18 protein-coding genes and 1 pseudogene are annotated in these 22,719 nt (G+C 42.3%); 8 read left to right on the top strand and 11 right to left on the bottom strand.

Going from position 1 to position 22,719, the window contains the following annotated elements:
• Positions 1-12 precede the first annotated feature (12 nt).
• The 3 genes from H5181_RS17620 to H5181_RS17610 are packed head-to-tail and all read right to left on the bottom strand — an operon-like array spanning position 13 to position 3,652.
• Positions 13-1,773, bottom strand: coding sequence for a polyamine aminopropyltransferase (locus H5181_RS17620; protein WP_182751642.1), 1,761 nt, complete (start codon positions 1,771-1,773; stop codon positions 13-15).
• Positions 1,774-1,776: 3 nt separating this feature from the next.
• Positions 1,777-2,676: a DUF350 domain-containing protein gene (locus H5181_RS17615; protein ID WP_059746645.1), complete on the bottom strand. Its 900-nt coding sequence runs from the start codon at positions 2,674-2,676 to the stop codon at positions 1,777-1,779.
• A 13-nt stretch (positions 2,677-2,689) separates the two neighbouring features.
• On the bottom strand, positions 2,690-3,652 hold the full coding sequence (locus H5181_RS17610; RefSeq protein WP_182751641.1) for a hypothetical protein: 963 nt from the start codon (positions 3,650-3,652) through the stop codon (positions 2,690-2,692).
• A 163-nt stretch (positions 3,653-3,815) separates the two neighbouring features.
• On the opposite strand from H5181_RS17610, the gene glnE reads away from it, so the two are divergent.
• Complete coding sequence (gene glnE, locus H5181_RS17605) at positions 3,816-6,665, top strand: bifunctional [glutamate--ammonia ligase]-adenylyl-L-tyrosine phosphorylase/[glutamate--ammonia-ligase] adenylyltransferase (RefSeq protein WP_180957046.1); 2,850 nt, start codon at positions 3,816-3,818, stop codon at positions 6,663-6,665.
• An 86-nt stretch (positions 6,666-6,751) separates the two neighbouring features.
• Entirely contained in the window at positions 6,752-7,735 is a 984-nt protein-coding gene (locus H5181_RS17600; protein ID WP_182751640.1) for a diguanylate cyclase, read from the top strand.
• A gap of 235 nt (positions 7,736-7,970) precedes the next feature.
• Here H5181_RS17600 and H5181_RS17595 read toward each other — a convergent pair whose 3' ends face one another.
• Entirely contained in the window at positions 7,971-8,924 is a 954-nt protein-coding gene (locus H5181_RS17595; RefSeq protein ID WP_011638698.1) for a sodium-dependent bicarbonate transport family permease, read from the bottom strand.
• 227 nt (positions 8,925-9,151) lie between these two features.
• On the opposite strand from H5181_RS17595, the gene H5181_RS17590 reads away from it, so the two are divergent.
• On the top strand, positions 9,152-9,436 hold the full coding sequence (locus H5181_RS17590) for a DUF3081 domain-containing protein (protein ID WP_011638697.1): 285 nt from the start codon (positions 9,152-9,154) through the stop codon (positions 9,434-9,436).
• 53 nt (positions 9,437-9,489) lie between these two features.
• On the opposite strand, the pseudogene zapE reads toward H5181_RS17590, so the two are convergent.
• Positions 9,490-10,698 (bottom strand): annotated as a pseudogene (gene zapE, locus H5181_RS17585) (cell division protein ZapE).
• Between the two features lie 111 nt (positions 10,699-10,809).
• Between zapE and H5181_RS17580 the strand changes: the two are divergent.
• Positions 10,810-11,607, top strand: a complete 798-nt coding sequence (locus H5181_RS17580) for a polymer-forming cytoskeletal protein (protein ID WP_182751639.1) — start codon at positions 10,810-10,812, stop codon at positions 11,605-11,607.
• A 145-nt stretch (positions 11,608-11,752) separates the two neighbouring features.
• On the opposite strand, the gene H5181_RS17575 is transcribed toward H5181_RS17580, so the two are convergent.
• From H5181_RS17575 to H5181_RS17565, 3 genes are all read right to left on the bottom strand, one after another.
• Complete coding sequence (locus H5181_RS17575; RefSeq protein ID WP_310734289.1) at positions 11,753-12,667, bottom strand: L,D-transpeptidase family protein; 915 nt, start codon at positions 12,665-12,667, stop codon at positions 11,753-11,755.
• 167 nt (positions 12,668-12,834) lie between these two features.
• Positions 12,835-14,385, bottom strand: a complete 1,551-nt coding sequence (norR, locus tag H5181_RS17570; RefSeq protein ID WP_182751637.1) for a nitric oxide reductase transcriptional regulator NorR — start codon at positions 14,383-14,385, stop codon at positions 12,835-12,837.
• A gap of 142 nt (positions 14,386-14,527) precedes the next feature.
• The gene (locus H5181_RS17565; RefSeq protein WP_182751636.1) at positions 14,528-16,816 is read right to left on the bottom strand and encodes a nitric-oxide reductase large subunit; all 2,289 of its coding nucleotides are present in this window, start codon (positions 16,814-16,816) and stop codon (positions 14,528-14,530) included.
• Between the two features lie 293 nt (positions 16,817-17,109).
• Here H5181_RS17565 and slyA point away from each other — a divergent pair, with 293 nt between their 5' ends.
• The 4 genes from slyA (at position 17,110) to H5181_RS17545 (ending at position 20,914) form a co-directional block, all read left to right on the top strand.
• Positions 17,110-17,595 (top strand): transcriptional regulator SlyA, encoded by a 486-nt coding sequence (gene slyA, locus H5181_RS17560; RefSeq protein ID WP_182751635.1) that lies wholly within the window; start codon positions 17,110-17,112, stop codon positions 17,593-17,595.
• 8 nt (positions 17,596-17,603) lie between these two features.
• Positions 17,604-18,662: an HlyD family secretion protein gene (locus tag H5181_RS17555; RefSeq protein ID WP_182751634.1), complete on the top strand. Its 1,059-nt coding sequence runs from the start codon at positions 17,604-17,606 to the stop codon at positions 18,660-18,662.
• Positions 18,663-18,782: 120 nt separating this feature from the next.
• Positions 18,783-19,808: a DUF2955 domain-containing protein gene (locus H5181_RS17550; RefSeq protein ID WP_011638689.1), complete on the top strand. Its 1,026-nt coding sequence runs from the start codon at positions 18,783-18,785 to the stop codon at positions 19,806-19,808.
• A gap of 236 nt (positions 19,809-20,044) precedes the next feature.
• On the top strand, positions 20,045-20,914 hold the full coding sequence (locus H5181_RS17545) for a tetratricopeptide repeat protein (RefSeq protein ID WP_182751633.1): 870 nt from the start codon (positions 20,045-20,047) through the stop codon (positions 20,912-20,914).
• A gap of 135 nt (positions 20,915-21,049) precedes the next feature.
• Here H5181_RS17545 and H5181_RS17540 read toward each other — a convergent pair whose 3' ends face one another.
• From H5181_RS17540 to H5181_RS17530, 3 genes are read right to left on the bottom strand one after another with little or no spacing between them, the layout of a single operon-like run.
• Entirely contained in the window at positions 21,050-21,265 is a 216-nt protein-coding gene (locus H5181_RS17540) for a TIGR02450 family Trp-rich protein (protein ID WP_182751632.1), read from the bottom strand.
• A gap of 52 nt (positions 21,266-21,317) precedes the next feature.
• Positions 21,318-21,923 carry an HAD family hydrolase gene (locus tag H5181_RS17535; protein WP_182751631.1) on the bottom strand — a complete coding sequence of 202 codons (606 nt, stop codon included), beginning with the start codon at positions 21,921-21,923 and terminating at the stop codon, positions 21,318-21,320.
• A gap of 25 nt (positions 21,924-21,948) precedes the next feature.
• Positions 21,949-22,560, bottom strand: a complete 612-nt coding sequence (locus H5181_RS17530; RefSeq protein WP_182751630.1) for a CIA30 family protein — start codon at positions 22,558-22,560, stop codon at positions 21,949-21,951.
• Positions 22,561-22,719 lie beyond the last annotated feature (159 nt).

The following is a 22,719-nucleotide window of genomic DNA, read 5'->3' as shown; positions in this document are numbered from 1 at the left end:
TATCTGATCCAATTAAAAAAGATTAATTACTTCGTTTTCTGACCAAGCCGCTAAATGGTAGTGATACAGCTGTAGTGAGCCAATTTCATTGACTTTAATGTTGTCTATATCGCTATAGAAATGCTTTGGAAACTCAAATGAAGCGTGGATAAGCCCTGGGGTAAGCCACTCTTCTGGTACCGGAATTTCATCTATTGCAGCCAATCGTTGCTGCGGGTTTTTACCCATTTTACTGCCAATGCTCCAGCCCCATTCACCAAAGCTAGGGACATTATGGTGATACTGCTTTACATTAAATCCAGCCGCAGTCAGTGTTTTTCCGACCGACATAAATGCTTTTTGGGCATGGTAAGGTGAGGTTGATTGCACCGTGATCACGCCATCAGCGCTGAGTAACTCGTTGAGCTTGCGATAAAATAAATCTGAATAAAGTTTATTTAAGTCTGGATGACTTGGGTCGGGTAAGTCAACAATGATGGCATCAAACATTTTGCCATTTTGAATTAGCTTATCGACACCGTTAAACGCGTCGTCGACCATAAGCGTTAAGCGAGGATCGTTTAAGGCATCGCCGTTTAACGTCAGTAATGCATCTCTTAAGTGCTCAGGCATATCTGCCGGAGGCGATTTAAACAGTGCCAGCAAGTCTTTATCTAAATCCATCAAGGTAACGGCTTTTGGTTGCCATTTGAGCACTTGTTTTAGCCCCAAACCATCACCACCGCCAATAATTAACACGTTATCGTGACGTGCGCTGGCAGCTAATGTTGGATGAACTAAGAAGCTGTGATAAATATGCTCGTCGCTGCTCGAAAATTGCAGACGACCATTAATGTATAAATTATAAACTGGAGGCAATTCGCCACCGCGCAAACGTTCAGTAAAGTTGAGCTGCTGGAACCGTGTTGCTTTAGCGTAAACCACATGATCTTTATATAATAGATTATTAAAATGCTGTTCCCAGCTAGGGCCTTTAACCGCGAGTAAGCCAATCACAACGCTGGCAATAATGTGGCCTACTAGCAACCACTTAGCATGACGGATCTGTGCCCAAAATCGCCAAATAAATACTAGCCCAGCGAGTAAATTGACACTGGCGGTTAATGCCGCTGCTAATTGAATATCAATCGACAACATAAAACCAACCCAGATAGCGGCGCCGATACCAGCACCAATGTAATCGGCACCATATATGGTGCCGGCATTATGCAGTAAGTGTGCTTCAGATAAAGATTGCCGAACTCGAGCAATAAGTGGGATCTCCATGCCAATCATTAACCCAAGCAATACTCCCCACACATAAGGTAAGAATTCACTAAGGGTTTGCAGGCTGGCAATAAAGCCACCATTGGGTAAATGATCGGGCGGCAAGCCCAATGTATTGGCGATAGTTAATGGAAGTTGTTGACCAAATCCGATCACTGCAGCGGTAACGATAATGGCAAATGAGCCACACAGTGCCACGGTTAATTCGAGCATGGCAAAGCCTGTAAACGCGCATTTTATTTTACGGGCAGCAAATGCGCCCACACCCATAGACACAATCATTAACCCAATCATGGTGTAAATGGCAGCTTCTAGTGCGCCGAGAATTCGACCGGCATAGTGTGACAGTAAATATTCATAGATAAGGCCACATCCCGCCAGCGAAGCCATGATGCCGAGTAATAAGGCATCATCAAACTTCGATACTTGACGGGATGATAGAGGACTTTGCTGCGAGTCCCCCGGTGTTGTATTGGTGGGAAGTTCATCGAGCAAAGGTGTTGTCATAAATTAAGCCATTAACGCCGTAAGAATAAGAGCAACGGCAATACTAATCGCCATTTCAACGGCTGCAATACCTATGTTGTGTTGTTTTTCGACTTCCTCAGCAAGATTAATTCCGGCTAACACCAGTTTTTTCACTAAGGCGATCAGCAGCGATAATACCACTAGCATTATCAATGAGAATACACACCAACCGATAATGTTGGTTACATAGGCCGTTGGGTCATAAACAATAAAATGGCTTGCCGCATTGAAGCTTAACGCCATGGCTATCATGTAGCCGCTATGGCGCAATGCTAATGCCGTTTGACCTTGAGTTAAGGCTTGCTGCATTGAGGCATCTTGATTACGTTTAGCGTAACGTTTTTCACGTAATCGAGTGAGTATCACTAACATCAGTTGTGAGATCAAAAAGGCACTAAAAATAGCAATGAAGGTATCTAAAGTAATGTCTTCGGCCCACATTAAGACCGCGCGAATGATAATTGCTGTAGCAATAGCGGCAGCGGCATCAACCACGGCAACAGACACATTACCTTTAAGAATTTCAGCGTTTTTAGCAAATTCATTTAAGGCGATTTTATCATGCAAAAAACGACCTAATTTAATCAATACTAAGCCAAACAAGCCGTAAGCGGACATGCCAATAGCTTCGGTTAAATAAGACGGTGCAGCCTCGCCGGTAATGGCGCCTGTAAGCACAATACCTAATGCAGCAATTGCACCAGCGGTACTGATACCAAATGCAAAATTGTCACGTTCTGCTAGCTCTGCACTGCTGTTGACTTTAATACTCCAACCTTGCAAATAACGCATTAGCGCCAGTAAAACGATGGCGATGGTTAAATCAATGGCTAAAATAATCGCCAAATGTTGAGTTAAACCATATTCTTGAAAAAATGTCATGGTGAGTCCTTACCTATTTTCCACGGCTAACACCGCGACTAGTGCGGCTGCTTGAGTTACGGAAACTGCTGTCTTTTGAATAGCTCGAACGGAATTTACGACTCGCGCTCTGAGTGGTACTACTGGCTTTAGGTGCGCTAGCACTTTGACGCGACAAGCTTGTAGAACCTGTTCGAGTTTTTGCATAAGGGCTGTCGAATCGCTTCCCTTGGCTGTTAAAACGTTTCTTGGTTTGTTCAAAGGTTTTGGCTTGTGATGTCGCTTGTTTAGGTGAGGTATAACGGTAACGTCCTACATCATTATAATAGCTGTAACCACGATTTCCCGACCAACGGTCGTAACCTATTGGGCGAGTGAAGTTAGAAAACATCGCATACATGCCATACCAAGCCCAAATCGACGTGCCACTAGAATTGTTTTGCCAGCTACCATAAGCCGGGTTACCCACAAGCTGACTGCCTGCACCGCTACCGTCGGTCCCATTAGCAAGCGCTTCAGCTTCACGACTGATCGCATTCACTCTGGCGAGTTGCCCTTTAGACATATCGGCAACAACATTGACTGGGTCGGACAGCATATCGTTATACAAGCTGGTGTCAGCGGCTTGATAAATATTCTGTGCTTCAGCTAACTGTTGGTCTAAATCAATAAAATTAGCGCTGTCGTTTAAGTCTTTGTAACGACGCGTTAATGACTTAAACATTGGTCCTTCAGTGCTGGCATCTTTAGCCAATTCTTCGAGTAATGGGGTTAAGTCGGATTGACGCTGAGCGAGAACTCGAGTGTATTGTTTGAGTAACGTCGCATTGCGTAACTGATTGTTGTCGAGCGAACTAGCCAACAGATCAAGTCGTTGTTGGGTCAGTTGCTGGTACTTAGCAATTTGTTCCGGTCTATCGTCACCGCAACCGCCAAGGGCTAGCATGACAAACAATACCGTTATCAATGTGAGTACACGGGGGAGGTGACCTACCATGTTTTCTCCAAAATGTAGATTTTTCATGTGCTAATTCAATATGACACAGGTTATAGTAATCTTAGTGTCAATGATATTAATCTGATCATTTGACTGACTGATAGATATACCATTCACGACATAATATGTCCAATGTTCATTTTCTTTAGGGGTCATTATTGCCATGCAAAACCAAGGTAACAAAGTATTATCTGCAGCGATGTTAGACAGCGCAGATCGTTACTGGTTAAGACTCTGTGACGTTTGGCCGGAAGCTAAAACAGTACTGACAGCCATACAACAGCAAGAGTTAACGGCCGTGTTTGGGTTAAGTGACTATATGGGTGAGCAGCTTTGTCGTCATCCAGAATGGATTGTGCAGTTATTTGATGGCCTATTAGATGATGTAGTGCGCAGTGAGTTTGATGCGCAGTTACATTCGCTGATAGCGGACTTAACACAAGAAGAGCAGGTTAAGTCTGCCTTACGTCGTTATCGTAATCTGCAAATGGTGCGCTTAGCATGGCGTGACTTCTTAAATTACACCCCAGTAGAAGAATCACTTCTCGACTTATCTGCACTGGCTGAAGCATTGGTGATTGCTGGGCGAGATTGGCTGTATCAAGAGATGTGTCAGCAATACGGTACGCCAACAAGTGCTGAAGGTAATCCACAACCGTTGCTGATTTTAGGCATGGGTAAACTGGGTGGCCGTGAACTTAACTTTTCATCAGACATCGACTTAATTTTTACCTTTCCAGAACATGGTGAGACCGTTGGTGGTCGACGCACTCAGGCAAATCAGCAATTTTTCATCCGTATGGGTCAACGCTTGGTGAATTTACTCGACCAAGTCACCGTTGATGGATTTGTGTTCCGTGTCGACATGCGTTTACGACCTTATGGTGAAAGTGGTCCTTTAGTGGTCAGTTTTAGTGGTTTAGAAGACTATTACCAAGAACAAGGCCGTGATTGGGAACGTTATGCCATGGTCAAAGCGCGAGTACTTGGACCTTGGTCTGGCTATTGCGATGAGTTGCATGATTTACTGCGACCTTTTGTTTATCGTCGCTATATTGATTTTTCTGCGATTGAATCATTGCGTAAAATGAAGCAACTTATTGCCCAAGAAGTCAGGCGTCGACAATTAACCGACAATATTAAACTCGGTGCCGGCGGGATCCGTGAAGTCGAATTCGTGGTGCAGAGTTTTCAGTTGATACGTGGTGGACGCGAACCTGCATTGCGTCAGCAAAGTCTATTTGGTGCTATTGATACCTTATACAGCTTAGGGCAGTTGGAATACTTAGCCGTTGATGAGCTTAAACACAGTTATATTATATTGCGCCGAGTGGAAAACTTGTTGCAAGCCATTGACGATAAACAAACGCAAACTCTGCCTAATAATGAGCTCGATTGGCAGCGTTTATGTTATCCGCTAGACATGGCTGATGAAGTCGAACTTCGTCAAAAAATTAATCAAGCAATGGTCACTATTCATGGCCATTTCAATGCCACGGTCGGTGGTACTGATAGTCATGAACATAATGACCATTGGACTGCTTTATTTTGGAATGTGCAGCAAGATGAACATGCCAATGCATTGCTGCAAGAGCAACAAGTCGATGATGCAGAATTATGGCAGCTGCTGAGTGAGTGGCGTCAAACTGTGTCTAAACGTTCTATCGGACCGCGAGGGCGTGAGACTTTAGACAAGTTAATGCCTAAGTTGCTTGAAGAGTTAGTGACTCAAACTAAACCGAGCCAAGCGTTTAAACCGGTAGCCAAAGTGCTGGATAAAATTTTAACCCGTACCACCTATCTAGAGCTTTTATGTGAAAACCCAGGTGCTAGACAACAATTAGTGAGTTTGTGTTGTGCAAGCCCTTGGATTGCCCGCGAGCTGGCTAATTTTCCAATGCTGCTCGATGAGTTGATTGATCCGTCGCAATTGTATGACATTACCTCGATTGATGATTACCCGAGCGAATTACGCCAGTATTTGTTGCGTGTACCCGAAGATGACATGGAACAGCAAATGGAAGCGTTGCGGCAGTTTAAACTGTCTCAGCAGCTGAAGATTGCGGCCGCTGATGTTACTGGGGTATTACCGGTTATGCAGGTTAGCGATCATTTAACCTTTTTAGCTGAAGCCATTATTGAACAAGTGGTGTTACAAGCTTGGCATCAGGTGGCATCTCGCCATGGCATACCGGCAGAAACGAGTCCAAGTAACATGGGATTTGCCGTCATTGGATACGGTAAGTTAGGTGGGATTGAACTGGGTTACGGTTCTGATTTAGATTTGGTTTTTTTACACGGCCACACAGGTTCGGGTACCACCGATGGTAAGCGTCCTATTGATAATGGCCATTTCTACCTGAAGTTAGCTCAGCGTATTGTGCATTTATTTGCTACCCGCACAACATCCGGTGAGTTATATGAAGTAGACATGCGTTTACGTCCGTCTGGTGCTTCTGGTTTATTGGTGAGTGAGATTGAGCATTTTGGTGCCTATTTACAACAAGAAGCATGGACCTGGGAGCATCAAGCATTAGTGCGGTCACGTTTTGTGTTTGGTGATTATTCGCTTGCAGGTCGTTTTAGTGATTTACGCGCGCAAGTATTGCAAATAGAGCGTGATAAACAGGTATTGGCTAAAGCCGTCAAAGACATGCGCATAAAAATGCGCGAGCATTTGTTGCAAGTGGAACCAGGGCAATTTGATCTAAAACAGAGTGCTGGTGGTATTGCCGATATAGAGTTTATTGCTCAATACTTAGTGCTAGCGAATGCTCATCAATATCATGAATTAACTATTTGGTCTGATAATGTACGCATTTTTGAAGTGTTGGCGGAGCTGGAGTTATTGCCTATCATGCAAGCCCAGCATTTAACCCAAACCTATTGCTGGCTGCGTGACGAGAATCATGAACTGACATTACAACAGTTGCCTGGCAAATTACCCACACAAAGTGTGCAGCAAAAAACGGACAGTGTAATTGAAATTTATAATGAAATTTTAGCGATTTAAACATTAATAAAAAGAGCATAGGTTGATATTTAGTCACTTAACTGCTTTGATTATAGGACTATTATTTTGATTAAGTAGGTTGTTTAATGCTGCTGGCACCGATACCTGACAATGAATACACTCGACTCGAAACACTTCGAGGGCTGAACGTACTCGACACGATCGCTGAAGAGCGTTTTGATCGTATCACTCGGTTGGCTAAACGATTGTTTTCAGTATCGATTAGTGTGGTGAGTTTAATCGACTCCGAGCGCCAATGGTTCAAGTCTGTGCAGGGGTTGGATATATGTGAAACACGGCGTGATATTTCATTCTGTGGCCATGCTATTAATCAACAACATGTATTAGTTGTGCCAGATGCGCTAAAAGATGAACGTTTTGCCGATAACCCTCTTGTGTTGGCGGCACCTAATATTCGATTTTATGCCGGCTATCCGTTAACTATGCCCAATGGTGTGAGGGTCGGCACTTTGTGCATTATTGATGACAAGCCGAGATCCTTCTCTAAAGATGATGAAGCTGCTTTAGAAGACTTGGGTAAAATTGTCGCAGAAGAGCTACTGTCGATACAGCAAAATACCTTAGATGCGCTAACCGGTATTTCTAATCGTCGCGGCTTTGAATTACTTGCTCATAAAGCGATTGCTTACGGTGATAGGCTTGGTTTTGAAACGTGTTTAATTTTCTTTGATTTAGATTATTTTAAAGCAATTAACGACCAGTTTGGCCATGAAGAAGGTGATACTGCCTTGAAGACTTTTGCTGGCTTATTGATCGACAGCTTTCGCGAATCGGATATTATTGCACGCTTTGCTGGTGATGAATTTGTGGTCATGCTGAGCCAAAGTGATGAAGTCAGCGTTAATAGTGTATTACAACGTTTTCAACAGTGCATTAATCAACATAATTTGCACAGCGGTAAACCATACCATTTAACGTACAGTAAGGGCGTAGTACATCGACAAGCCAGGCAGTCATTATCGTTAAATGATTATTTGGCAAAGGTTGATAAAGCCATGTTTGTCGATAAAGAAAAACATCACCAGAGAACTCAAACTGATGTGAAATAGCAATGATTCGGCTGATGATATTGGTTTACTTATCATCCATATGAAACTTACTCAATAAGCAATATGAACGCTGAGCTGCTGCAGATAATACACTTGCCGCAACCATTATTCATTTACACATCCGTCGCGAATTAAATCAACGCTAACAACCATCGTTGACAATAGCCGTTAACCGCAACCGTTAACAACAGCCGTTAACATCGATTTACCAGCACGGTTATAAGTGTCTTAATGTTCAACTAAGTATCTGTTCTATCCACATTTGATAGATAGGTAAGCCAATTAATACGTTTATCGGGAAGGTTATTCCCAGTGATGCCAACATCGCTAAACCAATATTAGCATCTGGTATTGCAGCCTTAATTGCAGCCGGTGCTGCAATGTAAGACGCACTCGCGCTAAGGCCAGCAAGCACCAATATACTGCCAGATGGTAAATCAAGTAACACCCCTAAGCCGATACCCGCCCAAGCTAGAACAAATGGAATTACCGCAGCAAATACCAATAAGCGCCATTGTTTGTAAGGGATGGGAAAGCATACTTTGGCGGTACTAATCCCCATTTCTAATAAGAACAGCGCTAATAACGTTTTAAAACCACCCAATAACATTGGTGTGAGCGGTGCCATGCCACTAGTGCCATATATCCAGCCTATGATCACTCCTCCACAAAGCAATACGACTCCGCGGCTTGTCAGTGCTTCGTGCAATACGCTACCAGCCGAAGAGTGCTTGCTATCACCAGCTACCTTCGCTTGTAGGTAGCGGTGTAGCCATAGCATGATAATAATCGCAGGCAATTCGAGGAGTACTAGATATAGCGTGGTTTCAGGTCGTAAAGGCCACTGAGATTGATCGACCATAGTCATCACCACAGCAAATGTTCCCGCACTCACTGAGCCGTAATGGGCTGCAATACTAATGGCTTCTTTTTGCGGTAATTGAATTAATTTTCGCAGTAGAGGATAAAGACTAAGCGGGATAATGAACCCAAGGGCAATAACAGACAGTAATTCGGAGATCGCTAAATTGGCTGTTTCACCATGCAGTGCCATGCCACCTTTTAGTCCTAGGGTCAGCATAAGCAAGATCGATAGAGTTTCGTAGGTTGCTTTAGGGACTTTTAAATCAGACTTTATTAACCCGGCAAGCAAACCGAGGGCAAAAAAGGCAATCACAATATCAGGCATGGTATAGGTTCTGTCTGTTATAAAGTATCGCGATTCTGCCTTGTTGTGCTAACAAAGGGAAATGTTTTCAGCGAAAAAATACTGCCGAAGTCGACTGACCGACTCAGGGTTGATTTATTGTTTTGTGCTTTGCTGATCTATTATGTTGTTCTTCGCTGATCTATTAAGTGCAATTGGCGTATAGTATCTTTGAATGACAATGCAAAACATTAATAGCAGAGCATTATATGAAAAATGAAATTGATATTCACCGCGCATTGAAAGTGTTTAACAAAGTTACGCAATATGGTGAAAAACGGGCGCTTGAAGACGGTCATCATGGTCATGATTATTGGTTATGCGGTATTAGTGCGCAAACGGATCACGATGGTTATACCATTACCTTAGCTGATGCTCAGGTTAGCTTGACGGTATTTTTTCACAATAAGTATCAATTCGATTATCCAACCAATGATGCTCTTGACAACTTTTTACGTCGATTTAGTGACGTTGAAAACTATCAAGCAGCATAAGCTACATCACAGAGTGGCCTGTTAAGCACTTTATTTCAGTACTGCAGGCCTATTTACGCCCATTGTTGCATTTCAATCAGGCGACTATAAGTGCGTCTGAATTCAAATTGTAATGCCCCGTCGACATATAAATCTTCTAAGTTGCAGTCGCTATTGAGGATTAACATCACTTTTTGATCGTACAATTCGTCCACTAAGCTGATAAAACGTCGAGCCGGATCGTCTTCACTGGCATATGCCAGTTGTCGCTCGCCAGTGGTGGTTGCTAGTGCGCCATCTTCAGTGCCGCGAGCTTTAATCCAACTGCGTACTTCACCGCCTAATCTAGGCACATTGCTGAGTAATACATGGCTAAATTGTCCGGCTAATTCAATGTAATCCAATGCCGAGCGCGGCCCTTGGCACAACGCTGAAAATTCAAACCAGGCAAGTTGTCCATATTGAGCCTCAATGGCAATAGCGCGCTGACAAATTTCAATTGAGTCAGGTGTATTTGCTATGCTGGCATCAGCTTGTGGGTATTGTTGACACAAAAGTGTAAACATCGCTTGAGGGGTTATTGTCGACGGTAATGTTAACCAGTGGGCAGATGTTGTTGACGTTGCGGCGCGAGAGTGTAAGCGATGATCGATTTTACCGTCTAAATGAATCGATTGGGTATATTGCAAGAGCAGATCGATAGTGGGCAAAAAACGATCGCGCTGTAAACCATTTTTATACAAGTCAATAATCGGTACATTTGAGGTTGCGACTAAGGTGACGCCTGATTGAAATAAGGTTTCAAATAATCGACCGAGTAAAATAGCATCACCGATGTCTGCAACAAAAAACTCGTCAAAACAAATAACAGAATATTTAGTCGCAATCTGCTTAGCAATGTAAGTTAATGGATCTCTTATCCCCGATGTTTGATTTAATTGCTGGTGGATCATGGCCATAAAACGATGAAAGTGCAGGCGTAATATGGTTTTATCTGCTTGAGGCTTTGAGTTAGGGATATTTTGATCGCACAGACTCAGGCTACACAAGCTTTAATAGAACAGATCCATCAAAAAGGTTTTCCCTCGGCCGACATCGCCCCATAAATATAAGCCACGACTATTTTGACTAACCGATAGGCATTGTTGATAAAGCATATCTAGCGCGAGTATGGCTTGCTGCTGCGCAGGATCATCAACAATATTTTGCTGAAGACGTTGTTGGTAAGCTTGTAATGGCGACATAGCACTTAGGGTAAATTGTTGATCTGGGTAGTATACCATTAACGACTTACTTTATTATGAAGTGTATTTCCTTTAAGCTCTGGTGATAAAAATAACAATCGATTAACCAAAAGTATTAACCTAGAGTACTACCCCTAACAAGGACCCAAAATGAATAATAAAAATAAGGGCATGACCTATATTGGTGTCGATATGGCGTTGGAAGGTGATATGCACCTCCAGGGTCCTGCAATGATAGCGGGCCAAACTAAGGGTAAAATCAGTTCAACCGATCAAATAAAAATTGAGCCTAGTGGTGTTGTTGAAGGTGAAGTTTTTTGCCAAGAGCTGCGAGTGTCTGGTTTATTTAAAGGTAAATTACATTGTAATAAACTCATTATTGTCAGTTCAGGTATTGTTGAAGGTGAGGTGTCGAGCCATCAAATGGAGATTTATGATGGCGGTCAATTTATCGGCATGCGCACTAAAGGGCCTGAATCGTCGGGGTTACCTCAAGTTGATAGCGAGCGTTTAGCCAGTCAAGGGAAAACGTCTTCAATGTCGGATAACAAAACGCCAATTTCTAGGGGTAAACTTAGCTTGGTGGCGGCAGCTGCTATTGTGATTATTACCGCTATGATTATGCAGCCGACAATCAGCTCTGCGTTAAATCGCACTCAAGCAGCATCTACTGACATGAATCAAGCAAATACCCAGCAATATCCGTTTGCAGAATCGAGCGTGACAGAAGAAAATGCCGCCGCGTTACTGCAAGAAATGGATCAACAGACTTCATTTGCTGAACAAGCCGAGGAGCTAATTAATGCTGGTCAGAGTGATATTAACGTTGCGATGGAAGACTTACATGCATTAGCACAAACCAGTGAAGCATTGGGGGATAGCCAGAATGTGAGTGATAGCGATAATATTGAGCAGAATGGGTCGACGATAACTACACCCGATAAGTAACCAGATTTCTTATTTCGATTTCAGAATAACTATCAAGCTAATATAAAAAATGGCTTTGTTAATCACAGTGTTTACTGAATTAACAAAGCCATTTTTTGTTATGTTTGCATAAATCCAAACATCTTTATGTCTTATGGATTAATGCTCATGGATTAATCCGAGTTGGCATTCCAGTACGTTGCTCAAGTAATCGCTTTAATGTAAATGAGTCAGTATCTGGATGAGCAACAAAGCGAGTCATGGCTTTATCGAATGATAGTGCTACTGGCTCTAAAGAATCAAATTCAGCTTGAGTACGTGATAGTGGCTCATGCACTTCTAAGTAGCGGTTACCATCAGGTTCTTCCGTGGCTTTAATCGGTTGGTTAATAAATTCAACACGAGTACCAACGGGGACGGTATTAAATAAATGCTCAATGTCCTCATTGCGTAAACGCACACAGCCAGAGCTTACTCGTAAACCAATACCAAAGGTTGCGTTAGTACCATGAATCGCATACAGGTTGCCTATATAAAGGGCAAATAAACCCATCGGGTTATCAGCACCTGCTGGCCATACTGCTGGTAATGTTATCCCTTTTGCAGCGTATGATTTACGTATATTAGCTGTCGGTGTCCAAGTTGGGTTAGCGCGTTTACGTTGTATTGTAGTCACCCATTTTTCAGGGGTATCTTTACCAATTTGGCCAATACCAATAGGCAATACTTCAACGATATTTTTACCCTTCGGATAATAATACAAACGCATCTCGGCAGAGTTAATGACCATGCCTTCTTTTTTTGTGTCGGGTAGGATCAGCTGATGTGGGATCAGTAACGTAGTACCCGGTTTAGGTAAGAATGGATCAACATCTGGGTTAGCTTCTAATAAATTAGTGAGTCCTAGCTGAAACTGTGAGGCCACTTGCTCTAAAGTTATCTTCCCTTCAGGAATAACATAGTATTGATTTTGACCGACTAAATTACTGCCTTCAGCAGGTAGACGATATTCAACTGCAGCACTCGAAAAACTTAACACAATGGCTGTCGCAGCAAGTAAAGTAGAGCGTAACGAATTTATCATAAGGATTATATCATTCCAAAACAGGCGTCATATTAGTCAGACTACAATATCTTGCTAAGTTTGACTATTTAGTACAAATAATTAGTACAGATCATTTGTATAGATGGTTAGGGCGCATCGTCACTTATTACGGCTAATATTTCAACTGATTTTTTTCACTTTGTTTATTTTAATCCTAAGCGTTTAGCTAGCCTATGTAAGTTACCCGAGTCGATTTGCAATTGGCGTGCGGTTGCAGCCCAATTACTCCCTTGTTGACTATATATCTGTTGGATAAATTGGTTTTGAAACTGGTCTGTTGCATCGCGTAAGCTTGTTTGTGGTAAAGATGTTACCGGCTGTTTAAGCAGAATATTTTTGTTTGAATGTATAGCAGTGGACGATGGCTGTGCAAATTCAAAATGACTATTTCTAATGATGCATATACCGTCTTTTTGGCTTTGTGATTTGGCTAGTACCGCAGCTCGATGGATGGCATGCTCAAGTTCTCTAATGTTACCAGGCCAATCATATTGCTCGAGTAATTGTAGTGATGAAGGCTCTAACCCCAAATGGGCTAAGTGTAATTGTTGTCGATAGCGCTCAATAAAGAATCCTGCTAACAAATGGATATCTTGTTGACGTTCTCTTAGCGGCGGGACCATAACCGGGAACACGCTTAAACGATGATATAAATCAGATCTAAATCGTCCGGCTAATACTTCGCTTTTAAGATCTTTATTCGTTGCAGCAATAATACGAACATCCACTTTTAAGCTACGATCATCACCGACTTTTTGTAAATCCCCGTATTGCAGTACTCGCAACAATTTAGCTTGTAAATTAAGTGCTAATTCGCCAATTTCATCTAAAAATAAGGTGCCTTTATCGGCCATTTCAAATTTGCCGCTACGATGGCTAATTGCGCCTGTAAAGGCCCCTTTGACATGACCGAAGAGTTCGCTTTCGGCAACGGATTCAGCCAGCGCGGCACAATTTAAATATACTAGCGGCTTATTGGCTCGCACAGAGTTTTGGTGGATGGCTTTAGCTATTAGTTCTTTACCGGTTCCGGTCTCTCCTAAAATCAATACATTGAGCTCTGTTGCTGCGACGACATTGACTTCATTAAGCAGAGATAGAAGGTTATCCGCTTGACCGATGATTTCAGTTTCTTCGTGCAGTTGCCCTGATGGCTTAGTATCCGGAATCGTAAAATTGTTGGCTTGTTTTTCGAGTTTATCTATCAGTAATGCATTGTTTAAAGAAACTGCAGCAATAGCACTAAAACTGCGTAAATCATTATTGGTGAATTGATCAAATTTGTTTGGGTCGAGTGCATCGATGGTGAGTGCGCCAATGAGTTGCTCGTTGGCGAATAACGGTAAGCCGATACAGGCATGCACTTTTAAGTCACCGTCGACATTGGGGATTAAGCCATCGTAAGGATCCGCAAGCTCGCTATCGGAAGGGAAACGGACAATATCTCCTGCTCGGGCAATGGCTTCAAGCCTAGGATGTTCGTTTAAAATAAAGCGCCGTCCAAGTACGTCAGCACTTAACCCATCAATTGCTAAAGGGGTAAATTGATGACCTTGGAATGATAATAGCGCAGCAGCATCGCAATCGAGCGTTTCTCTTACCGTGGTTAATAAACGTGAGAAACGATCTCGATTAGATAAGTTAGCGGTAATATCAAGTGCGATACGGGTTAAGTCTGCTTGACTCAATGCCATGTCAAACTCCAGTTAACAACAAGTTGATGTCATTATGACAAGTGTGAATATAACAACAAGGGCAAAAGCCAAATTGCAGATAAAAAAGGGGCCATAAAGGCCCCTGATGATGTTTATTAAAGTCCGTTTATCAATGCATTACTTAGTTAATCGTTAATGCACCAGCTTGCTTCGCTTTAGCGCCTTTACTGACGATGGCCTTCTTAATAAGGTCAAATAAGAACGCCGCCATTAATAATCCACCAATACTGAAGATAATGTCGCCGAACATTCTCATCCATACGAGGTTTTCAACTAAGTCGCTATGGATAACAGCAGGTGAGCGGGCATACCAGTAACCGTGATCGATAGCAGCAAAGAACTGCACAATACCCACTGGCAATAGCGACATAAACACCATAGCGGCTAAACCTATGTTTAAGGTCCAAAATGCGCCTTTAAGGTATTTGTGGTTCCATTGCATATTGCCTGTTAATCCGCGTAAACAGAATAACATCAACCCTATACCTAGCATGCCATACACGCCCATAAATGCCGCATGAGCATGGGTTGCAGTGGTGTTTAAGCCCTGGATAAAGTACAGCGAAATAGGTGGATTAATTAAGAAACCTAATACACCAGCACCTATTAAGTTCCAGAACGAGGTCGCCACAAAGAACATAATCGCCCAGTGATAACGCTCCATCCAAGGGCTGGCTTTACGTAAACGATAGGTTTCCATCGCTTCAAAACCAATTAATGCTAACGGCACAACTTCAAGTGCTGAGAATATCGCTCCCCAAGCAATGACTGATGTTTGAGTACCGGTAAAGTATAAGTGATGTAAGGTACCGATTAGGCCACCGGTTAAAAATACCACAGTTGAGAACAATACTGCACCATTGGCACTTCGAGCGCGGATAAGCCCTAAGCGAACTAACATTAATGCAATTACAGATGTCGCAAATGTTTCAAAGAAGCCTTCAACCCATAAGTGGACCACCCACCAACGCCAGTATTCCGCAATCGCTAGGTTAGAGTGTTTGCCCATAAACAAGCCAGCACCATAAAATAAGCCAATGGCGACACAAGAAGCGTATAGCACCCAAATAACCGGTTGCATGTCGTTGCTGACTTTTAACGCTGGGCGCATTGAAGCAGTGACTAACGCTAACCAAATTAATAAACCTGCCAGCAGTAATACTTGCCATACACGGCCTAAATCGATGTATTCATACCCTTGATGACCAAACAAGAAGTTCATGTCCAGATCAAAATACTGCTGAACACCCAACCACTCACCGGCCATAGAACCAAGGACGATAATAACTAACGCGCCCCAAAGAATGTTTACCCCTAGGCGTTGATACTTCGGCTCGTAACCTGAGAGTGCCGGGGCAATGTATAAGCCAGTGCCTAACCAGGCTGTGGCTATCCAAAATACCGCAAGTTGAGTGTGCCAAGTTCGAGTGACCGAATAAGGCAGAATTTCAGATAATGGGAAACCATAGAACTCTTGGCCTTCAACCGCATAGTGTGCCGTAATTCCACCAACCAGTATTTGCAGTAAAAACAGTCCAATCGCAGTGACAAAGTATTTACCTACCGCTTTTTGCGATGGCGTCGGTTTAGTGAAAAATAATGGGTCATCTTTAGCGGGTTCTGGTAATGCTTCTTCTTTGCAACAGGCATGGTGCCAAATCAACATAGCAATACCAAGAATCAATGTCACTACGCTCAACACTGACCAAACTATGTTATCTGAAGTCGGTAAATTACCTATCTGTGGATCATATGGCCAGTTATTGGTGTAAGTATAATCGTAACCAGGACGTTCGGTTACCGCTGCCCATGAGCCCCAAAATAAGAAAGCATTTAGCAGTTCACGATGGCTGGCATCGGTGATAGTGCCTTCTTTCATTGCATATTGTTCGCGCAGTGATGACAGTGCAGGATCGTCACCAAAAAGTGATAAATAGTGTTGAGTCACTTCATTTATCGCCGCAACTCTGGTGTTTGAAAGCGTAACATAGGTTTTATTCTCTGCACTTTCGACAACCGTATTATGGCGCATATCATTTCTGAGGGCTTTTTCTAACCCTGCTTGCTGCTCTGAATCGAGTTCTGCGAAATCACGATTGAAACGTGCTTTAGCCGTAATAGACAACCAAGCTTGTGCTTCACGGTGTAACCAATCAGCAGTCCAGTCTGGTGCCACATAAGAACCATGACCCCAAATTGAGCCTAACTGATGCCCGCCCATTGAGCGCCATACAAGTTGCCCTTGCTCAATATCGTTTTCGGTAAATATGGGGTGGCCACTGGTGTCAGTAAACGCCGCTGGAATAGGCGGTTTTTCTCGGTATATACCGCTGCCTAAACTAAGTAATACAGTGAAGGAAGCCACAAGCACGATTAATAGTGCAATGCCGGTGAGTTTGTTTTTGCTCATAAGTCCTCTTAGCGCAAAGTCATTTTGATACCGATGACATTACACAAGACGTGCCAACTTTTAATTTTTAAATAAGATATTGATTAATATGCTATTAATGGTTTTGGCGATATGCATTAAATAGTCTTATTGACACATAATGCATGTGTCAATAAGACTATTTAATGTCGAAATGACAGCGGTATTATATTTACTCTGTTATTTCATCGTGGTTTATCTTATTCGATAAAGCTATTTACTTAGCATGCTAACTAGTTATAATGGTTAGTACGCTAATTAAGTGAGTGCTAATCATGTCCCAAGAATTAGAAAGATTAAAAGAACTGTCTCTAGCTGAAAATTTAGGTCGATTGCACCGCTTATGGCGAACGGCTGCCGATGCAGAATTAATCCCGCTAGGTCTTACTCATCCTCGCTGGACAGCATTGTGGAAGTTATTGCGCTTAGGGGACAACGTCAGCCAAAAGGTGCTTGCAGATGCGTTAGAAATTGAATTGCCATCATTAATGCGCACCCTTAATCAATTAGAAGAGCAGGGCTATATGCAACGCCATTGCTGCGAAAAAGATAAACGGGCACGCATTGTCAGCTTAACCCCTGATGGGATTGAGATGCTTAAGCAGATGGAAAGTAAAATCATGCTAGTGCGACGTAATTTATTAGCCGGCATTAGCAGCCAAGAATTAAGTGAATTTGAACGTGTCATCAGTCTGATCAGTGATAACGCTCTTGCTGTGCTGCATAAGAACACTGAACAAGACGACAAAATTCCCAAATGAGAAAGAATATGACTCCAGATCAACAATTTGCACGACTCGTAAAAGTATCTATATTCCTGTTTGTATCAGTGTTTGGCTACTTTATGTTTGCCGACGCTGTGATGCCAATGACGCCACAAGCCATGGCAACACGAATGGTCACTAAAGTAACACCGCAAGTCAGTGGTAAAATTGCTTCTATTGCAGTCGAAAATAACCAATTAGTGGTTAAAGGTGATGTGTTATTTAGCATCGACTCAGCCCCTTATGAGTTAGCGGCTGAGCAGGCTACATTGGCGTTAGAGCAAGCAAAACAAGATAACGCCGAACTTGATGCATCGATACTTGCTGCCAAAGCAGATGTTCAGGCAAATCAAAGTAGTGCACAGCAGAGAAACAGTGAAGCAAAACGCCTTGATGCATTGTACGCTTCTCGAGGTGTATCGCAGCAGTTAACCGATCAAGCTCAAAGTGATGCCGTTACGGCAGAGGCTAACTTACTTGCCGCCAAAGCACGCTTAACTAAGCTAGTGGTAAGCCGTGGACGCAATGGCGAAGATAATTTAAAAGTGCGTCAAGCTCAAAACCGTTTGGCTCAAGCAGAGTTAAACCTGTCTTACACTCAAATTCGCGCCGATCAAAATGGGGTGGTAACCAACTTACAGTTAGAAGTCGGCAGCTTTGCCACTGTCGGTCAGCCGCTATTGGCTGTAGTGTCAGAAACCGTTGATATTATTGCTGACTTTAGAGAAAAAAGCTTACGAGGTATTGAGCCACAATCAACTGCACTTATTGCATTTGATGGTCAACCAGGGCGTTTGTATCATGCCAAAGTGAGTACCGTAGATGCTGGTGTGAGTGCCGGGCAATTTGATGCAAATGGCCGTTTAGCAGATCCGCAAGAGTCTGTACGTTGGGTACGTGACGCTCAGCGTTTACGTTTACACCTTGAACTTGACCACCAAGGCGTTAATGCATTACCTGCTGGAGCACGTGCAACGGTGCAATTAGTCCCCAATAGTGGTTTGCTTGGCTTCTTAGCTAAGGTTCAAATCAAGGTTATCAGCACACTGCATTATATTTATTAACGTCGCCATTAAGCTCAATATTGCTTGTTACTAATCACTATATCAAATCACACTCAAGACAATGCAGCAGGTTATTCATTTAGCGTGCTGTATCTTGTATCAATACCCTAGGTTGTTTATATGTTACTACGCCATAGTCCTTTGACTCAAAACGATTTACGTCAATGTTTACGCATTGCAACAGGCGCCACGCTAGGGTTTGCGATATGTAAGTTTTTCGATCTCAGTTATGGTGTGTTTTTTACCGTCACTCCAATGTTATTACTCGGTTTAGTCCCTGTGATGAATGCTCATGCGATGAGGCAATTGTTGGCATCATCTGTAATGTCTGGAATTGAAGTAGGTATTTTAGGCGGTTTATTTGGTGCTCATCCAGGGGTGATATTACCTATTGTGTTTGTGCTTTTTTTGTATCGTTTTGCTGCAATGTCACGTGGCAGCTTGTTTTTATTTGGCGCTAATGGGGTTATTAGCTTAAGCATTATGCTGCACTTTGCCAGTTATCCAAGTGTCGATATTAACAATCTCATTTTTAGTAACTTTTGGGCAACGGCAGCATCAGTCGTCATTGCTTATGCTATGACGGCTCTATGGCCCGATGTTGAACCAAGAACGCCAGTTGCTGCCGTGGTTAAAGTGCCTAACCGTATGCGCCATGAAGCGCTACTCGGAGCATCTATTGCAACTGCATCATTTGTGGTTTTTCAGGTCTTTAACTTACGTGATTCTATGTCTGCTCAAGCTACTACCTTGTTATTGTTATTCCCAATGCATTGGAATGGTGCACTCGGTTACGCGCGCAAACGTGCCATCGGTACCTTGTTTGGCGTGACTTTTGGCTTAGTGGGACAAGGGTTACTCTATGATTGGTCCGGATTATTGATTTTTGTGATACCACTATTGTGGATAGGCTTAATGTTGTTTAGTCAAGTACACGTGAGAGAAGCGAGTGGTTCAGGTGTGGGATTCGGTGCTATGACTACCTTAGGGATATTATTCGGTCAATACTTAACCCCAGATAACGACTTAGTTTTCAGTGCTTTGTACCGAATAAGCAGCATCTTAGTCGCTATCGTGGCAACATTATTACTGTGTTATGTGGTGCATCGGTTATTGAATCGATTTGAAGCAACTCGATTTGGCTGAACAATTGATGTGTGCGGTAAATTGATCTAATTTGAGCATATTCACCAGCCGTAGGCTGATTTCAATCGTAATTGGCAAGTGGATATTATTGGAGTATTAGATTGCTTTGCAGAATAACTTGATAATTGATTGATAATATTAGATATAACGTACGGTTAGTTTTATAGACATAATTACTATAGACATTTTGCATATAAATGCTAATAGTAATGAATCGTATATAAAAAGGACTTAACATGATGAAACAAAATGCTATTATTTTGAGCTTAATATTAAGCTTTCTCGCTTTCGCTCCATTTAAAAGCCAAGCAAACCAATTGCCTGAGTGCAACACGTCTGAATGTATTGAATACTTTAAAGCCTACCGCATTTTAACTAAACGAGGTCACTCCTCTGCAATGGCCATGTTAGGTGAATTATATTACTCTGGTTATGGTACTGATAAAGATTTAGACATGGCGTTGAAATGGTACCGACGTGCAGGTAAGTATGGTGTGTTGGACGCAAAATATAAGGCGGGTGTTTTGTATTTACAAGATACTCCTTTGAAAGATGTCGACGAGGGTATCGATTTTTTAAAGTATGCTTCAAAACTGGGTCACGCACAGTCGTCATTTTTGCTAGGTAAAATATATTTAGGTGGTGGCATGGTAGAACAAGATTTGGCACTTGCAGATCAATACCTTGCTAGAGCTTATGAAGAAAATAATTTAGCAGCCAGAAATTATGGGCAAATACTTTACTTACATGAATCAACTAAAAATTTACCGTTTAGCAAACTTTACGCTTTGATTTCGCAGGATGTTGTTCAATTAAATCCTCAAGGTACTGATAAAAATATACAAACGGCAGCGGTTGTTTTTCCTCAAGGTGAAATGGAAACCATTGACGTGCAGATGGATACATTTGAAGACATGTTTGGCTCACATATCGCACAATTAAATCATATGCTACCTGACACTTCAAAAGGTACCGGATCAAATATCGCTGGGCAGACGTGTGCTAGAATGTGGGGGTGCAGCAGCGAAGGCGATGGCCAACGAATTCAGGATGTAATGTTATCTGATTGGGGTTTGGAAACGCTACAGTTCAGATTAATAGAATAGAAATATTAAGGCCGGAATAAGCCTACGCTCATGTATTAACAACTAATGCGATATTATTGAAGTGACTCAAGACTAACTGCTTGAGTCACTTTTTTATTACAAGTTAGCATTACGAACACCATCGTTTACAGTAGATTATTGCCAGCCAATTTTCCACAGTTGCGGATCTTTAAGATCGCGCCAGTCAATTGAAAATTCTTCGGCATTCATTTCTGCACGGATAAAACATTCAACCACGTTTTGTTGCTCGTCATACTCCACTTTAGCCACAGTAAAATGCTTCAATTTTTGAACCACGTTAACTTTGGTCCACTTACTATTCAATAAATTTTTAGGGTGAATTGGGTTCATATTCATATTCATATTGTGTGACTTTTAAGTATTATTAACGTTATTACTGGCGTTAATCGCTCGTTGAGTTATTGATTAATAATGTCTGCAGTTGGCTTAATTCTTCGATGACTATATCGGCTAAATATTGATAATCACGTTCAATGCCATGATTAATTAAACAGGCAATCATTCCCGCGTTATTAGCCGCTTGGATATCGTACAAGTAATCACCAACATAGATAATATGCTGTGGATGTATTTGCCATTGTGTTGCAATGGCCAGTAACGCATCGGGCGCCGGCTTTGCAGGGAAGTGCTCTCGGGTTAACACATGGTCTATGGCAATATTATTTTGTGTTACCTTCATGGCACTGGCTGCAAGGCTATTACGAGTCACTATGGCTGTGGGTAATTTGGCCGCTTCAATAGCGTTAATCAGTTCGGTCATGCCTTTGATTGGTTTGGCACTCATAGCATCTTGATATTCATGCTCAAGAATAATTTTGTTTGCGTTGGCTTGAGTGGCTTTGCAACTTAACTCGTCGACGTATTTAAGGAGGTCTATACCATTAGGGCAACCAATTTGTTGGCGAATTAAGTCAAAGTCTAAACTGGACTCAACTAAGGTGCCGTCTAAGTCGAAAATAATGCCTTTTATGTGTATTGGTAAATTCAATGAATACCCTTATGTATTAACGCATTTATCGGTCAAACTGTACCGAGTGTAACTCAATTATAAATGGACCTTGTTGTTTTTGTGCAACAAGAAAACCAATACGATCAATATCTTCAAAGTTTAATGATGGTGCATTCGTGACCTTTCGCCCTCTAAAGTTGACTGTAAAGTCTGCCGGGGTAAAAGTATGTTGAGTGAGTGTATTAGCTTGAGTATTAACGTTAGCCACATAGGCTTCACCATAAGACAAATTCGGTGTTTTTAACCGGATTTGATATGTTTTTCCATCGCCTTTAGCCGTGAGAGTGAGTAAAGATGTACTGGCAATTTGATGTAAAAAGGTTGATTCTGTCGATGCAAATCCGCCATTATTTGCCAAGGAAACATGCCCAGAAAATATTAACGCTTGCTGCTTATTCTGCTTAATCTGGCTTTGCGAAATACCGCCCATCACAGTGTCATTATTGATGTTCCACTCTGTAAAATGGCTTGGATCAGTAAAGTGAAATAGCATGTTGTCCTCACTGGCACTCCAAACGGGTTGGCCAATTAATGATAAAACCCCAACAGCGGTAGCAATGCCTACTTGTATTGTTCGGCAGACATGCCGGTTCTTTGCATTGTGTGACACCATCATATACTCCTATTCAATATAGTTCGATAAGCACATGCGCTATAAACAATGCCGTAAAAAAATGGCTTATCAGGGTGAGGGATAAGCCAAAAGGGTCTTACGGAGGATGATTGTATTAGTACATCGGGTGTTACTTTATCGGATCAGCTATATCGGGGATAG

It is taken from the genome of Shewanella sp. SG44-2 (assembly GCF_014164215.1).
Lineage (GTDB): Bacteria > Pseudomonadota > Gammaproteobacteria > Enterobacterales > Shewanellaceae > Shewanella > Shewanella frigidimarina.
Note: the sequence above shows the minus strand (reverse complement) of the source record. Positions and strands in the feature narration are given on the sequence as shown.

Coding starts and splice junctions, on each gene's coding strand:
- H5181_RS17620 (WP_182751642.1), bottom strand. CDS start 1,773: ATGACAACACCTTTGCTCGATGAACTTCCCACCAATACAACACCGGGG.
- H5181_RS17615 (WP_059746645.1), bottom strand. CDS start 2,676: ATGACATTTTTTCAAGAATATGGTTTAACTCAACATTTGGCGATTATT.
- H5181_RS17610 (WP_182751641.1), bottom strand. CDS start 3,652: ATGGTAGGTCACCTCCCCCGTGTACTCACATTGATAACGGTATTGTTT.
- glnE (WP_180957046.1), top strand. CDS start 3,816: ATGCAAAACCAAGGTAACAAAGTATTATCTGCAGCGATGTTAGACAGC.
- H5181_RS17600 (WP_182751640.1), top strand. CDS start 6,752: ATGCTGCTGGCACCGATACCTGACAATGAATACACTCGACTCGAAACA.
- H5181_RS17595 (WP_011638698.1), bottom strand. CDS start 8,924: ATGCCTGATATTGTGATTGCCTTTTTTGCCCTCGGTTTGCTTGCCGGG.
- H5181_RS17590 (WP_011638697.1), top strand. CDS start 9,152: ATGAAAAATGAAATTGATATTCACCGCGCATTGAAAGTGTTTAACAAA.
- H5181_RS17580 (WP_182751639.1), top strand. CDS start 10,810: ATGAATAATAAAAATAAGGGCATGACCTATATTGGTGTCGATATGGCG.
- norR (WP_182751637.1), bottom strand. CDS start 14,385: ATGGCATTGAGTCAAGCAGACTTAACCCGTATCGCACTTGATATTACC.
- H5181_RS17565 (WP_182751636.1), bottom strand. CDS start 16,816: ATGAGCAAAAACAAACTCACCGGCATTGCACTATTAATCGTGCTTGTG.
- slyA (WP_182751635.1), top strand. CDS start 17,110: ATGTCCCAAGAATTAGAAAGATTAAAAGAACTGTCTCTAGCTGAAAAT.
- H5181_RS17555 (WP_182751634.1), top strand. CDS start 17,604: ATGACTCCAGATCAACAATTTGCACGACTCGTAAAAGTATCTATATTC.
- H5181_RS17550 (WP_011638689.1), top strand. CDS start 18,783: ATGTTACTACGCCATAGTCCTTTGACTCAAAACGATTTACGTCAATGT.
- H5181_RS17545 (WP_182751633.1), top strand. CDS start 20,045: ATGATGAAACAAAATGCTATTATTTTGAGCTTAATATTAAGCTTTCTC.
- H5181_RS17540 (WP_182751632.1), bottom strand. CDS start 21,265: ATGAACCCAATTCACCCTAAAAATTTATTGAATAGTAAGTGGACCAAA.
- H5181_RS17530 (WP_182751630.1), bottom strand. CDS start 22,560: ATGATGGTGTCACACAATGCAAAGAACCGGCATGTCTGCCGAACAATA.